Source organism: Nitratidesulfovibrio oxamicus, from assembly GCF_015731765.1.
Lineage (GTDB): Bacteria > Desulfobacterota > Desulfovibrionia > Desulfovibrionales > Desulfovibrionaceae > Cupidesulfovibrio > Cupidesulfovibrio oxamicus.
The window spans coordinates 1-567 of the sequence record NZ_VRYY01000774.1 but is presented as its reverse complement, the minus strand read 5'-3'; the positions used below and the strand labels follow the sequence as shown (position 1 = coordinate 567).

The window sequence follows — 567 nt, the reverse complement described above, 5'->3', positions numbered from 1 at the left end:
CCTTCTCGCGGGCCCTCCCGGCGCGTGGCTGCTGCCCGCATGCAGGCTGCTGCGCAAGCACGACGTGCGCACCGTGCTGCTGCCCTCCATCAGCGCAGCCGACCTTGCCACGGTCCGGCAGGGCGGCGACCTGCCCTACCTGCGCTTTGCGCTGGCCTGCGCGGACGAGGTGGTCCGGGGTTCCGAATCGGGCTGCGACGCACAGGTGCTGCACCTCATGGGTGCAACCAGCCATTTCGTACCGCGCGCCGTTCTGCCCGCGCCCGCGCCCGGCGACTTCCGGCGGCAGCACGGCCTTGCGCCGGATATCCCGCTGCTGGTCGCCGTGTCCGACTTCCTGCCGGAGAGCGCCCAGCCCGATTTGCTCGACATGCTGAACAGGCTGGCGCACGACGACGGGCAGTGGCAACTGGCCATCATCGGAGGCCCGACCGGTGACGGCCCCGATGACGGCCCCGACGGCGGCGTGTCCAGCCCCGCCACTGCCGACCCGCGCATGCATCTGCTGGGGCCGCTGCCCCGCCCGCAGGTGCAGTCCGCCCTGCGTGACGCCGACATCCTGCTGCT

1 protein-coding gene is annotated in these 567 nt (G+C 72.5%); it reads left to right on the top strand.

What is annotated here, in order from left to right:
- Window positions 1-567, top strand: a 567-nt coding sequence (locus FVW20_RS18430) for a glycosyltransferase family protein (protein ID WP_504739169.1), incomplete at both ends; no start/stop codon positions are given.